Here is a 12,036-nt window from a genome sequence, read left to right as displayed (position 1 = left end):
CTATCGCTGCTTGGTGCGCAGCACGCTGCGCGCCTGCACGAAGTTGTAGGCGTAGCTGACCGCTTCCTTGATCGCGGCGTCGACGTCCAGCCGTTCCTGTTCGGTCAGGTAGAACGAGTAGTCGACGGCGTGGCGGATGTAGCGCGGCGGCAGTCGGTTCAGCGCCACGCAGGCCACGTCGGCCAGCAGCTCGGCTTCGCGGTGGATCTCGGGGAACTGCGGGGCGGTCTCCATCACCGCGGCAAACACTTCGCGTTCGTGATGGTTGTAGAGCGAGGTGAAGTCCATGAGCGGGTCCTGCGTTGGGGCAGCTGGAATGGCCACAGCATAGGCCGACGCTCGCATGAATGGAAAGCCCCCGCGGACACTCGTTCGCGCGGGGCGGCCGTCGCAGTGCGGTCAGGCCGCGCCGATGCCCGGCACCATCGCGCCGGCTTCCGCTGCCTTCTTCGCCTTCAGCTTCGCGGTGAAGTCCAGCATGCGGTCGATGCACGACTTCGCTTCGACCCGGATCGCCTCGTCGACGAAGATCTCACCGGTGCCGCGCTCCAGGCAGTCGACCAGCCCTTGCAGCCCGTTCATCGCCATCCAAGGGCAGTGCGCGCAGCTCTTGCAGGTCGCGCTGTTGCCCGCTGTCGGCGCCTCGATCAGCACCTTGCCCGGCGCCATCTGGCGCATCGCGTGCAGGATGCCGTTGTCGGTGGCGACGACGTATTCACGCGCCGTGCCTTCAACCACCGCCTTGATCAGCGCCGAGGTCGATCCCACCACGTCCGCCTGCGCAACCACCGAGGCCGGCGACTCCGGATGGACCAGGATCATCGCGTCCGGATGCTGCTCGCGCAGCAGCTCCAGTTCGAGACCCTTGAACTCGTCGTGGACGATGCAGGCGCCATTCCACATCAGCATGTCGGCGCCGGTCTGCTCCTGGATGTAGCGGCCCAGGTGGCGGTCGGGCGCCCACAGGATCTTCTCGCCGCGGGCCTTGAGCTCGCTGACGATCTCCAGGGCGCAGGAACTCGTGACCATCCAGTCCGCGCGCGCCTTCACCGCGGCGCTCGTGTTGGCGTAAACGACCACCGTGCGGTCCGGATGCGCATCGCAGAACGCCGCGAAATCGTCGGCCGGACAGCCCAGGTCCAGCGAGCAGGTCGCGTCCAGGTCGGGCATCAGCACGCGTTTCTCGGGGCTGAGGATCTTGGCGCTTTCGCCCATGAACTTCACACCCGCGACGACCAGCGTCTGCGCCGCGTGATCCCGCCCGAAGCGCGCCATTTCCAGCGAGTCGGAGACGATGCCGCCGCTTTCCTGCGCGAGGTCCTGCAGGTCGCCGTCGACGTAGTAATGGGCGACGAGCACCGCCCCCTTGGCCTTGAGCAGTTCGGCGGCACGCGCCTTGAGTTGCGAGCGCTGGCTGGGCGTCAACGGTGCCGGCACCTTGGCCCACGCATGGGCGGTGCAGGTGGCGCCGTCCGCATCCTGGCGGGCGAAGTCGTAGAGAACCTGTTCCATAGGAGCGGAATTCTAGGTGTGGCCGAAAAACCGGCTCGGCGGCATGCCGACCGTCCTTGTCACCATCGCGGTGAAAGCGCTGGCGCTGGCGTAACCGAGCTCCGCGGCGATGACCTGCATCGGCTTGCGGTGCGCGGCCAGCCGCAAGGCTTCGGCCAGCAGCGCCTGCTGGCGCCACTGCGCGTAGCTGCTGCCGAGTTCCTGGCGGAACAGGCGCGAGACGGTGCGCGCGCTCGCGCCGACCTCCGCCGCCCAGTCGTCCAGGCTGGCGTGGCGCATCGGTTCGGCCAGCACGGCCTCGCAGAGGCGGCGCAGACGCTTGTCGGTCGGCAGCGCGACACCGAGCTGCAGGCGCGGCGCGCGGCGGATCTCGTCGAGGATGAGCTTGCCGATCCAGCCCTCGCGGTCGGCCACCTCATCGCTAGGCTCGATCTCGTCGCGGGCGAGCTGCACCGCCAACTCCCGCAGCAGCGGGGACACCTCCAGGACGCGGTTCTCCGCCCAGACCTCGCCGTCGTCGGGTGGATCCAGCAGGTAGAGCGTGCGTAGCTCGCAGCGCTCGACGGCGGTCACCGCATGGATCACGCCGGCAGGAATCCAGACGCCGCGCGAGGGCGGGACCAGGAAGGTCGCGCGGTCCGTACTGACGCGCACGACACCGGTCACCGAGAAGACGAACTGGCCCCAGCTGTGGAGGTGGGCCTGGATGTCCATGAACCCGTCCAGGCTGCGCGACTTGGCGCGCACCGGGCGCTCGGCGCTGGGCGCATAGCGGCGCGGATCCAGCGGCGGCAGGCTGGTCCGACGGGTGAGCGTCGGCACAGGGTGTGGGGTGGGGTGAGCGGTCAGGCGGGGCGTCGACGGGTTCATGGCGGAAACTCGACAGAACTTGTCCGGCTATCGTAATCCCGACGTGAAGGCCCTGTCACCATTCCGTCCATGAACACCGCCACCACCACCGCCAACGCGGCCGCGACCGGATTTCCGGGGCTGAGCCCCGAACAGAGCGCCGCACAGAGCAGGACACGAGACATCCAGACCATCAGCCTGATCGGTCTGGCGCATGGCACCTCCCACTTCTTCCACATGCTGCTGCCGCCGCTGTTCCCGGTGTTCATGCGGGAGTTCGGGCTGAGTTATTCGGAGCTGGGCCTGCTGGTCACGATCTTCTTCGTGATCTCGGGCGTGGGGCAGGCGCTGTCGGGTTTCCTGGTCGACAAGACGGGCGCGCGGCCGGTGCTGTTCGCGGCGCTGAGCTGCTTCGTGCTGGCGTCGCTGGCGGCGGGCACGGCGCAGGGCTTCGCGGGGCTGGCGCTGGCCGCGGCGCTGGCGGGCCTGGGCAACTCGCCCTTCCATCCGGTGGACTTCACGATCCTGAACAAGCGCGTGTCGCAGCAGCGGCTCGGGCATGCGTTCTCGGTGCACGGCATCACCGGCAACCTCGGCTGGGCCGTGGCGCCGCTGCTGCTGATCTCGATGCACGAGGCGACCGGGCAATGGCGCCTGGGTTACGTCGCGACGGCGGTGTGGGCGCTGTTCGTGATCGCGCTGCTGGTCTTCAAGCGCGATGCGATCGACGACACGCAGGGCTCGTGGGGCCATGAGAAGGCCGGCGCGGCCAAGGCGCCGGTCGACGAGCATCCGATGGCCTTCCTGAAGCTGCCGTCGGTGTGGCTGTGCTTCTCGTTCTTCTTCTTCACGACCTCGGCGCTGAGCGCGATCCAGAGCTTCGCGTCGCCGGCGCTGTCGGCGATGTACGGCGTGAGCCTGGCGAGCACCGCCTTCGTCGTGACCGGCTACATGCTGGCGGGCGCGGCGGGGATGATCGTGGGCGGCTTCCTGGTGGCGAAGTCGCAGAACCTGGAGCGCAACATCGCCGGCGCGATGTTCGTCGCCGCGGCGCTGCTGGCCTTGACGGCCACGGGCTGGCTGCCGGCGACGGCGGCCTTGATCGCGGCGGCGACGGCGGGTTTCGGCACCGGTCTGGCGGGCCCGTCGCGTGACATGCTGATCAAGCGCGCCGCGCCGCCCGGAGCGACCGGCCGCGTGTACGGCACGGTGTACTCGGGCCTGGACACCGGCTTCGCGGTCGCGGCGCCCATCTTCGGAGCGCTGATGGACCGGCATTGGAACAACGCCGTGTTCTTCGGCGCGTCATTCGCGCTGCTGCTGGGCATCGGCGCAGCGAGCCTGGTGCGCCAGGGGAAGCGCTGACACCCCTCCAGGGGAAGTCAATGTGAGGTGTCGGATGACTGGGATTTGTGGTCATCCGAGGCGGTCATAGCGATCGAGGTCGGTCCCGGAACTTGCATCGCGTCGCGGGCGCAACAGTGCGGCGACCTTCGTTTGCATCGGCATGCGGTGGATCTAGAGTCGTTCGCTCTGGAGGTTCCCGACCATGCCGTATTCCCCCGCGATCGTTGCCAATGCCGTGCTCCACCGTGCCAAGGAGCGTGGGCTTTCCGTCAGCCATCTGAAACTTCAGAAGCTGGTCTTCTTCACTCATGCTTGGAGCCTTGCCATCGAGGGCGTTCCTGCCGTCGACGAGCGGCCGGAGGCGTGGGAATACGGGCCGGTCTTCAACTCCTTGTACTACCGGCTCAAGGGAAGTGGCCATGACGCGATCACGGCGCTCATCGAAACCGTCGACGCTCAGACGAATGCCTTCGCAGCATTGATTCCTTCGCCCGTCGATGCGACGTTCTGGCGCATCCTGGATCAGGTCATGGATCGGTACGGGTCCTTCACGCCATCGCAGCTGTCGACACTGAGTCACGAGGCAGGCGGGCCGTGGGAGCAAGCGAGGAACTCGAAGCAGGCTGTCATTTCCGACGAGTCCGTTCGACAGTTCTATCGGGGGATGCTGCCATGATCGATCTCCTGCAACACGGAGCCCCGCCGGTGCCGCCGATCGTCGCCCCATCCGCCGATGCTCCGGGCACCATCGAGCTCAGGAAGTTCGATCCCACGGTCCTCGACTACAAGATCAAGCGGGCAGGAACATTCGGTGGCTTGAGCATTGCGGGTGTGCTGTACCTGGTCGGTGTCCTCGTGATCTTGAAGCTCATGGGCATCTGGCCGTTCAACTGCACCCCGGTGGCCGAGGTGACATCCACCTTGTCCCGCGTGGTCGAGTGCACCAATGCTGCGATCGGCGAGGGGGCCTGGCATGGAATTGCCGGCGTCATGCTCGCGCTGTTCTCGGTGCCGACAGTGCTCCTGATCGCGATCCTGCGGACCGCGTCATCGAAGAAGGAGCCGTTGCCGGACACCGTCTTCACGACGGTCGCCGACAAGTTCGCCACGGCGCTGGAACGCGTGTTCGAGCCCCGGAAGTAGCCCGGGCAACACTTGACCCCGAACCCCTGGATGGCGCAACCCGCATCCGCGCCGCAACAGGGGACATCCCGCCCGCTTGCAATGGCGGGGCCGCTCGCTACAGTCGTCCGTCATGGATCAGCACCGCACCGTCAGCCGCCCCGCCGGGCACGTCCTCGTCGAGGCCCTGATCGAGCAAGGCATCACCGAGGTCTTCGGCGTGCCGGGCGAGAGCTACCTTGCCGTCCTCGACGGTTTCCATGAACACCGCGAGCGCATCCGCTTCATCGGCTGCCGGCAGGAAGGCGGCGCCGCCTTCATGGCCGACGCGCAGGGCAAGCTGACCGGCCGCCCCGGCGTCTGCTTCGTCACCCGCGGCCCCGGCGCCACCAACGCGAGCATCGGGCTGCACACCGCCTTCCAGGACTCGACGCCGATGATCCTGTTCATCGGGCAGGTGGCGTCCGACCAGCGCGACCGCGAAGCCTTCCAGGAGGTCGACTACCGCCAGATGTTCGGCCCGGGCACGCTGGGCATGGCGAAGTGGGTCGGCGAAGTGCACGACCCGCATCGCCTGCCCGAGTACGTCGCGCGGGCGTTCCACACCGCCATGCAGGGGCGCCCCGGACCGGTCGTGCTGGTGCTGCCGGAGGACATGCTCACGCAGCTCACCGACGTGCCGGTGCTGCCGCGCGCCAAACCCGCCGTCGCGTGGCCGGCGCCGGCGGACCTGGTCGAACTGCAGGCGCGGCTCGAAGGCGCGCAGCGGCCCTTCGTCATCGCCGGCGGCGGCGGCTGGACCGCCGAGGCCTGCGCCGCGCTGCAGGACTTCGCCCATGCCTGGCAGGTGCCGGTCGGCTGCGCCTTCCGCTTCCAGGACCTCTACGACAACCGCGATCCGTTCTACGCGGGCGATGTCGGCATCGGCATCAATCCGGCGCTCGCCAAACGCATCGGCGAGGCGGACCTGATCATCGCGATCGGCCCGCGCCTGGGCGAGATGACCACCGGCGGCTACACGCTGCTGAAGGCCCCGCGGCCGGCGCAGCAGCTGGTGCACATCCACGCCGGGTCCGAGGAACTGGGCCGCGTCTATGCGGCCGACCAGATGATCCAGGCCAGCATGAGCGCCGCCGCGCTGGCGCTGCAGCAGTTGCGTCCGCCGGTCGATCTGGAGGAACTCCCCTGGCGGCAGTGGTCGCGCGACGCACATGCCGACTACCAGCGCAACCAGCAGGCATTGCCGGTCGGCCCGATGGACCTGGCCGAGGTCATCCACCTGCTGGACCGGCTGCTGCCGGCGGAGACCCTCTTCACCAACGGCGCCGGGAACTACAGCGGCTGGCTGCATCGTTTCCATCGCTACACGGCGCTGCATCAGGGCGGCCGCACGCAGCTCGCGCCGACCAGCGGGGCGATGGGTTACGGCTTCCCGGCCGCCGTCGCGGCGGCGCTGCTGCAGCGCGAGCGCTGGGTCGTCAACATCGCCGGCGACGGCGACTTCCTGATGACCAGCCAGGAGATGTCCACCGCGATGGCGCACGGCGCGCGGCGGCTGATCTGCCTGGTCGTCGACAACGGCAGCTACGGCACCATCCGTATGCACCAGGAGCGCGAGTACCCCGGCCGCGTCAGCGGCAGCGACCTGCACAACCCGGACTTCGCCGCGCTGGCGCGCGCCTACGGCTGGGCCGCCTTCACCGCGGCCCGCACCGAAGATGTCGAGCCCGCGCTGCGGCAGGCCCTCTCCGCGCAGGTCCCGACGCTGATCCATCTGAAGCTGCCGGTGGAGATCTCCACCTCCCGTGCGACGCTCAGCAGCATCCGCGAGGCGGCGCTGAAACGGAAGGCCGGATGACGGAAAATCGCGCGATGACTGCACCCGCCATCCCCTTCGCCCTGCGCGGCGAATACATCGAACTCGACAAGCTGCTCAAGGCCACCTCGCTGGCCAGCAGCGGCGGCGAGGCCCGACACTTCATCTCGGAGGGGCAGGTGCGCGTCGACGGACAGGTCGATCTGCGCAAGACCGCCAAGATCCGCGGCGGTCAGGTGGTCGAGTTCAACGGCGAACGCATCGAGGTCCTGAAGGACCCGGAGGAGTGACCCCATGACCGCCCCCAGTGCCGCGACCCGCGCCGCGATCCGCTTCTCGACCTGCGACCTCTGCGATTCGCTGAAGGCCGACACCAGCGGCGACACGCGCTGGCTGCCGGGCAGCCTGTACCGCAGCTACGGCGGACATCCGCGTTTCGCCGGCCCGGTGGCGACGGTGCGATGCCTGGACGACAACTCGCAGGTCAAGGCCGCCGTCGAAAGCTTCGGCGCCGGGCGTGTGCTGGTCGTCGACGGCGGCGGCTCGCTGCGACGTTCGCTGGTGGGCGGCAACCTCGCCGTCAGCGCGGCGAAGAACGGCTGGGCCGGCGTGCTGGTCCACGGCGCGGTGCGCGATCTCGAGGAACTGCGCGCGGCCGCCGTCGGCCTGTTCGCGTTGGGGCATGTGCCGATGCCGACCGAGCGCCGCGAGCAAGGTCTCGCGGACGTGCCCGTCCAGCTCGAAGGCGTCTGGATCCGCCCGGGCGACTGGCTCTACGCCGACGAGGACGGCGTCGTCATCACGCCCAAGCCCGTGCACGCGGCAGGCTGAGCAGCATTGGCGTCGGCGAGCGTGCCGGTGCGCGTTCCGCCAGCGTCATCCTTGTCCGGCGATCCACCCGGCCAGCGCCTCCGCCGGCATCGGCCGTCCGAACAGCCAGCCCTGCGCCCCGTCGCAGCCCATCGCCACGAGGATGTCGCGCTGGCCCTCGGTCTCCACGCCTTCTGCGACCACCGTCAGCCCGAGCGAGCGGCCGATGCCGATCACCGCGCTCGACAGGGCGCGGTCGTCGGCGTCCTGCTCCAGATCGCGCACGAAGCTCTTGTCCAGCTTGAGTTCGGTCACCGGCAGGCGCTTCAGGTAGCTCAGGCTCGAGTAGCCGGTGCCGAAGTCGTCCACCGACACGCCCACGCCCATCTCGTGCAGCTGCTGCAGCTGCTCGCGGGGCCGGCTGGTGTCGTCCAGCATCAGGCGTTCGGTGACCTCCAGCGTCAGGTCGCTCGCCGCCAGTCCGTGCCTGGCGAGCAGTGCCCGCGCATGCGCCGCGACGTCGTCCTGGTGGAAGCGCTGCGGTGAAACGTTGACCGACACCCCCGGCACCACGATCCCCTCGGCCCGCCAGCGCGCGAGCTGCGCGCAGGATTGCGCCAGCACCCAGGCGTCCAGCGCGTTGATCAGGCCGCTCTCCTCGGCGACCGGGATGAACCGATCCGGCGGTACCCAGCCGCGCTCGGCGTCGTGCCAGCGCAGCAGCGCCTCGACGCCGACCAGCGCGCGGTCGGTCAGGCGGACCTTGGGCTGGAAATGCAGCTGCAGCAGCTGGTTGGACAGTGCGTGGCGCAAGGCCGCCTCGATGTCGAGCCGCTCGTCCAGCGCCTGGTTCATCGCGTGCAGGAAGAAACGTGCGCAGTCTCGGCCGGCGCGCTTGGCCTCGTACATCGCGATGTCGGCGTTCTTCAGCAACTGGTCGAGGTCGAGCCCGTCCCGCGGATACGCGCAGACGCCGATGCTGGCCGTCATCTGGACCCGCGCGTGGCTGCCGTCCAGGGGGATGGGCGCCTCCAGCACCGCGCGCAGCTTGCCGGCGACATGCATCGCGTCCTCGGCCGAGCAGCCCGGCAGCAGCGCGACGAACTCGTCGCCGCCCAAACGCGCCAGCGTGTCGCTGTCGCGCAGCGTGCCCAGCAGTCGCGCGGAGATGTGCTTCAGCACCTGGTCGCCGACGGCATGGCCCAGCGAATCGTTGACGGTCTTGAAGCGGTCGATGTCCAGCAGCAGCAGCGCGGCCGGCGCTTCGGTGCGCGAGGCCTGCATCAGCGTCTGCCGGGCCCGGTCGGCCAGCAGCGTGCGGTTGGGCAGGCCGGTGACGCCGTCGAAGTAGGCCAGGCGTTCGATCTCGCGCTGGTGGCGGTCGTGCATGAAGGCGATCTGGCACAGCTGCGTGCAGGCCAGCACCATGCGGCGATGGAAGGGCGCGGCGGCGCGCGGCTCGCGGTAATACAGCGCGAAGGTGGCGACGACCTGATCGGTGCCCAGCAGGATGGGCGTCGACCAGCAGGCGGCAAGACCGTGCGCGCGGGCGAGTTCCCGGAAGTCCACCCACAGCGGGTCCTGGTCGATGTCGGTGACCTCGACCGGCTGGCGGCGCCAGGCCGCGGTGCCGCAGGAGCCCGCCTGCGGGCCGATCGAGAAGCCCTCCAGCGCGCCGCTGAAGGTGGTCGGCAGGCTGGGGGCGGCCAGGGGATGCACGCGGCCGTCCTCGTCCACCGTCAGCACCGAGCAGATCACCTCCGGCGCGAGCGCTTCCACGCCGCGGCAGAGCAGGTCCATCACTGCCGCGAGTGGGCGGCCGAGCGCGACGGCTTCCAGCACGTCGCGCTGCAGGTGGTCGATGTCGGCCTGCTCGTCGGTTCTTGTCGCGTGCTGTTCTCGCATCGCTGCTCCCTGTATGCCGGAAGCATCGCAGGGATTTCAGCGCGCTTCAAGCCAATGCTCTGCCGCGGCGCGCCCAACACGAGTCTGCGGCTCAGCGCAAGACCGTGAGCAACCTGTCAAGACCACCGTCATTGATGGCGACCATCGCCTGCTCGCGGACCTTGGGCTTGGCGTGGTAGGCGACCGACAGACCGGCGGCGCCCATCATCGGCAGGTCGTTGGCGCCGTCGCCGACGGCGATGCATTGCGCGGCGCTCGCACCGACGCGTTCGGCGCAGGCCAGCATCATGCGGCGCTTCTCCTCGCCGTCGCAGATGTCGCCCCAGTCCTGCATCACGAGGCCGCCGGTCAGGTGGCCGTCGACGATCTCCAGCTCGTTGCTGCGGACGAAATCCATGCCGAGCTCGGCGGCAACGAAACGCGTGAAGTAGGTGAAGCCGCCGGAGACCAGCACCAGCTTCAGGCCGGCGGCCTTGAGCGCGGCGCAAAGCGCGCGTGCGCCGGGATTGAAGCTGAGGCGCTCGCGCAGCACCTGCGCCAGCGCGTCCTCGCTGACGCCCTGGAGCAGCGCGAGGCGGCGCCGCAGGCTGTCCTTGAAGTCGGTGATCTCGCCGCGCATGGCGGCCTCGGTGATCGCGGCGACCTCGGCCTTGCGACCCGCGGCGGCGGCGATCTCGTCGATGCATTCGATGGCGATCAGCGTCGAGTCCATGTCGAACGCGGCGAGCTTGAAGTCGCTCAGCGCCAGCGGCGGCGTGAAGCCTTGCAGCACGAGCGGGGAGAGCGGGGCCGGGGAGGTCGACGAGGAGGTCATGCGGGCAGGGGCGGGCGGAGTCTTGGATGCGGATGATCCCCGCCGATGACCACGTTGATCAGTCTCGGCGATCAGTCGGCGGGGACGGGCGGGAGCTTAGCGCACTCGCCGAGGCACGCCTCAGCGCGCATGCGCGCCGACGTAGGTCGCTCCGCGAGTGCCGGTCATCCAGAGCGTCGGCGTTTCGGCCCAACCGAAGCGGCCATCGCTCAAGCGCGAGAGGTAGGCGGCGGCCGGCTCCGAGACGCGAGGGGCGTGCTGCCGGTCACTGATGCCAGGAACATCCCAGGACTCCAGCTTCAGGCCCTCTACACGCGCCAGGCCCTTGTCCTTGCTGATCAAGGTTGCGCCCAGTGCCATCGCGTGCGCGGCGATGGCTGCGTCGAACTGTTCGATGCGTTGGCCGCGCTGGTCGCTGGCGGACCTGATGCAAGCGTAGAGGTCGGAAAACCAGAGTCCTCGATCGAGAGTCTCGACCCGGATCTCTCGCATCAGCTCCCGCAAGCGCAGCTCCTTGCGGTTGGAGTGCTTCTTCTCAAGCCCGGCGAAGATCTCGGCTTGCACGATGACGCTGATGGCGACACGTCCGGTGAGTGAATCGAGGCGCTCCTGGCAGTGAGCCAGCCGTTCCGATCCGGGACGCTCCATCAGGTAGCTCATGATGTTCGTGTCGAGCATGTAGAGCGGTTCAACGCGATCCATGTTGCGCCTCCCAAGCGTCGAAGCGCGCGCGACGGATCCTGTCGACTTCAGCATCGTCCTCCCAGTCGTCCAGCCCGAGAACCCGGGCCCGCACCGGCTTGCCGTAGTTCTCCGGCAGGTACGGGCAGGTCTCGCAGCCCTCGCGCGCATGCATGATGAGGCGAGAGATGCGCTTGCTTTCGGAGAGCGCGCGGATGAGCGAGTCCGGATCGGTCAGCCGGTCGTCCGGCGGCAGGTGCCGGCACTTGAAGCAGGTCATCGCGTAGGCGCATCCCCTCTCCTTGGCAGCGAACTCGGCTTCGCGCGCGGCATCCCAGGCCGCCTCTTCCGCGTCTTCCTGTGCCTGGCGGGCGGCCATGACGTCGATCGATTCGACTGCATCGATCCGACGGCGCGCATCGGTCCGACGGCTTGCATCGATCAGGGGTAACAGTGGCGTGTGCTGTCGCATCGGCATCTCCAGAAGTTGAGAAGCCATCAGTCTAGGAATCGGTTCCTCCGCCGTCATTGACTCGAACTGGTGGACGTGCCGGACGTCTTCCAGCAATTCAAGTGAGAGCCAGTCACATTTCCGGATTGCCATTGAAAACGGCGGCCTGAGCCGCCGTTTTCTCGCTGCGAAGCAGGCCTTCGATCAGGCCTGCGCCACCGGCGCGCCGAGCAGCCGCAGCACCTCGCGCACCGCCTGCGCGCGGTCCTTCGGATCGGTGAGCGCCTTGTCGATGCGCAGCTTCTCGTTGCCGACCAGCTTGATGTTGCGGTTCTTCTGCACCAGCTCGATGACGCGCATCGGATCGATCGGCGGGTTGGGCCGGAAGTTGATGTTGATGACGCTGGGCGCCGCGTCGATCTTCAGCACGCCGTAGGGCTTGGCCAGCACGCGCAGGCGGTGCGTGTCGAACAGCGTCTGGCCCTGCGCGGGCAGCTTGCCGAAGCGGTCGGTGACCTCCTCGAGCATCGCGTCGATCTGCTCGGCGCGGTCCGCCGTCGCCAGCCGCTTGTACAGCGACAGCCGCTGGTGCACGTCGCCGCAGTAGGCGTCGGGCAGCAGCGCGGGGGCGTGCAGGTTGATCTCGGTGGTGGAGCCGAAGACACCGCTGGTGGGGCTCAGCAGGTCGGGCTCCTCGCCGGCCTTCAGCGCGCGCACGGCCTCGTTCAG

General features: G+C 68.7%; 14 protein-coding genes. 6 read left to right on the top strand and 8 right to left on the bottom strand.

Features of this window, described 5'->3' with window-relative positions:
* From VF536_RS22955 to VF536_RS22945, 3 genes are all read right to left on the bottom strand, one after another.
* Nucleotides 1–288, bottom strand: a complete 288-nt coding sequence (locus tag VF536_RS22955) for a late competence development ComFB family protein (protein WP_067269232.1) — start codon at nucleotides 286–288, stop codon at nucleotides 1–3.
* A 111-nt stretch (nucleotides 289–399) separates the two neighbouring features.
* Nucleotides 400–1,512 (bottom strand): quinolinate synthase NadA, encoded by a 1,113-nt coding sequence (gene nadA, locus VF536_RS22950; protein ID WP_067269234.1) that lies wholly within the window; start codon nucleotides 1,510–1,512, stop codon nucleotides 400–402.
* A gap of 12 nt (nucleotides 1,513–1,524) precedes the next feature.
* Complete coding sequence (locus VF536_RS22945; protein ID WP_331617219.1) at nucleotides 1,525–2,334, bottom strand: helix-turn-helix transcriptional regulator; 810 nt, start codon at nucleotides 2,332–2,334, stop codon at nucleotides 1,525–1,527.
* A gap of 117 nt (nucleotides 2,335–2,451) precedes the next feature.
* Between VF536_RS22945 and VF536_RS22940 the strand changes: the two genes are divergently transcribed.
* The 6 genes from VF536_RS22940 (at nucleotide 2,452) to rraA (ending at nucleotide 7,477) form a co-directional block, all read left to right on the top strand.
* Nucleotides 2,452–3,726, top strand: coding sequence for an MFS transporter (locus VF536_RS22940; protein ID WP_331617218.1), 1,275 nt, complete (start codon nucleotides 2,452–2,454; stop codon nucleotides 3,724–3,726).
* A 184-nt stretch (nucleotides 3,727–3,910) separates the two neighbouring features.
* Entirely contained in the window at nucleotides 3,911–4,384 is a 474-nt protein-coding gene (locus tag VF536_RS22935) for a Panacea domain-containing protein (RefSeq protein ID WP_331617217.1), read from the top strand.
* Entirely contained in the window at nucleotides 4,381–4,851 is a 471-nt protein-coding gene (locus VF536_RS22930) for a hypothetical protein (RefSeq protein ID WP_331617216.1), read from the top strand. The genes VF536_RS22935 and VF536_RS22930 overlap by 4 nt, the downstream gene beginning before the upstream one ends.
* Nucleotides 4,852–4,963: 112 nt before the next feature.
* Nucleotides 4,964–6,688 carry a thiamine pyrophosphate-binding protein gene (locus VF536_RS22925; protein ID WP_331617215.1) on the top strand — a complete coding sequence of 575 codons (1,725 nt, stop codon included), beginning with the start codon at nucleotides 4,964–4,966 and terminating at the stop codon, nucleotides 6,686–6,688.
* 14 nt (nucleotides 6,689–6,702) lie between these two features.
* On the top strand, nucleotides 6,703–6,936 hold the full coding sequence (locus VF536_RS22920; RefSeq protein ID WP_331617214.1) for an RNA-binding S4 domain-containing protein: 234 nt from the start codon (nucleotides 6,703–6,705) through the stop codon (nucleotides 6,934–6,936).
* Nucleotides 6,937–6,940: 4 nt separating this feature from the next.
* Nucleotides 6,941–7,477 (top strand): ribonuclease E activity regulator RraA, encoded by a 537-nt coding sequence (gene rraA, locus VF536_RS22915; protein WP_331617213.1) that lies wholly within the window; start codon nucleotides 6,941–6,943, stop codon nucleotides 7,475–7,477.
* A 45-nt stretch (nucleotides 7,478–7,522) separates the two neighbouring features.
* Here the strand turns inward: rraA and VF536_RS22910 are convergent, their stop codons facing one another.
* The 5 genes from VF536_RS22910 to VF536_RS22890 form a co-directional block, all read right to left on the bottom strand.
* A complete protein-coding gene (locus VF536_RS22910) occupies nucleotides 7,523–9,361 on the bottom strand; it encodes a putative bifunctional diguanylate cyclase/phosphodiesterase (RefSeq protein ID WP_331617212.1) in 1,839 nt (612 codons plus the stop codon).
* A gap of 91 nt (nucleotides 9,362–9,452) precedes the next feature.
* Entirely contained in the window at nucleotides 9,453–10,175 is a 723-nt protein-coding gene (serB, locus tag VF536_RS22905) for a phosphoserine phosphatase SerB (protein ID WP_331617211.1), read from the bottom strand.
* A 120-nt stretch (nucleotides 10,176–10,295) separates the two neighbouring features.
* Nucleotides 10,296–10,853: a type II toxin-antitoxin system VapC family toxin gene (locus VF536_RS22900; RefSeq protein WP_331617210.1), complete on the bottom strand. Its 558-nt coding sequence runs from the start codon at nucleotides 10,851–10,853 to the stop codon at nucleotides 10,296–10,298.
* Nucleotides 10,854–10,863: 10 nt separating this feature from the next.
* A complete protein-coding gene (locus VF536_RS22895) occupies nucleotides 10,864–11,328 on the bottom strand; it encodes a hypothetical protein (protein ID WP_331617209.1) in 465 nt (154 codons plus the stop codon).
* A gap of 183 nt (nucleotides 11,329–11,511) precedes the next feature.
* Nucleotides 11,512–12,036, bottom strand: a 525-nt coding sequence (locus tag VF536_RS22890; RefSeq protein WP_331617208.1) for a TRCF domain-containing protein, incomplete at its 5' end; no start/stop codon positions are given.

It is taken from the genome of Roseateles sp., assembly GCF_036486225.1.
Classification (GTDB): Bacteria; Pseudomonadota; Gammaproteobacteria; order Burkholderiales; family Burkholderiaceae_C; genus Roseateles.
Note: the sequence above shows the minus strand (reverse complement) of the source record. Positions and strands in the feature narration are given on the sequence as shown.

Coding starts and splice junctions, on each gene's coding strand:
- serB (WP_331617211.1), bottom strand. CDS start 10,175: ATGACCTCCTCGTCGACCTCCCCGGCCCCGCTCTCCCCGCTCGTGCTG.
- nadA (WP_067269234.1), bottom strand. CDS start 1,512: ATGGAACAGGTTCTCTACGACTTCGCCCGCCAGGATGCGGACGGCGCC.
- VF536_RS22920 (WP_331617214.1), top strand. CDS start 6,703: ATGACTGCACCCGCCATCCCCTTCGCCCTGCGCGGCGAATACATCGAA.
- VF536_RS22895 (WP_331617209.1), bottom strand. CDS start 11,328: ATGCGACAGCACACGCCACTGTTACCCCTGATCGATGCAAGCCGTCGG.
- VF536_RS22930 (WP_331617216.1), top strand. CDS start 4,381: ATGATCGATCTCCTGCAACACGGAGCCCCGCCGGTGCCGCCGATCGTC.
- VF536_RS22925 (WP_331617215.1), top strand. CDS start 4,964: ATGGATCAGCACCGCACCGTCAGCCGCCCCGCCGGGCACGTCCTCGTC.
- VF536_RS22955 (WP_067269232.1), bottom strand. CDS start 288: ATGGACTTCACCTCGCTCTACAACCATCACGAACGCGAAGTGTTTGCC.
- VF536_RS22910 (WP_331617212.1), bottom strand. CDS start 9,361: ATGCGAGAACAGCACGCGACAAGAACCGACGAGCAGGCCGACATCGAC.
- VF536_RS22940 (WP_331617218.1), top strand. CDS start 2,452: ATGAACACCGCCACCACCACCGCCAACGCGGCCGCGACCGGATTTCCG.
- rraA (WP_331617213.1), top strand. CDS start 6,941: ATGACCGCCCCCAGTGCCGCGACCCGCGCCGCGATCCGCTTCTCGACC.
- VF536_RS22900 (WP_331617210.1), bottom strand. CDS start 10,853: ATGCTCGACACGAACATCATGAGCTACCTGATGGAGCGTCCCGGATCG.
- VF536_RS22935 (WP_331617217.1), top strand. CDS start 3,911: ATGCCGTATTCCCCCGCGATCGTTGCCAATGCCGTGCTCCACCGTGCC.